The 259-nt window shown below is 46.7% G+C and carries 1 protein-coding gene; it reads left to right on the forward strand.

Features of this window, described 5'->3' with window-relative positions; all coding sequences use genetic code 11:
• Nucleotides 1–84 precede the first annotated feature (84 nt).
• Nucleotides 85–259: pseudouridine synthase (locus tag SB749_RS19970; RefSeq protein WP_410711839.1), on the forward strand; the 175-nt coding region annotated here is incomplete at its 3' end.

The raw sequence follows: 259 nt of genomic DNA on the forward strand, positions 1-259 counted from the left end.
GGTAAAAACCCTCTTAACTGGGATTCGGTTCACTATAGGCTTGTTAATGGTCAACAAGGCGTTACCGCAGCGTTTCCTAAAGCCATATTACCCCACCGTTTAGATTTGGGTACCTCAGGAGTGATGGTGGTAGCACTTAACGAGAAAGCAGCTAAAGCACTGAATCTGCAATTTCAATCCCGAAGTGTTAAAAAACAATACCGCGCAATGCTCGCGGGTCTGGTTGCTGAGTCTCAGGGAGTGATTACTGCGCCTATAG

This window comes from Brevibacterium sp. SIMBA_078 (genome assembly GCF_046534565.1).
GTDB lineage: Bacteria > Actinomycetota > Actinomycetes > Actinomycetales > Brevibacteriaceae > Brevibacterium.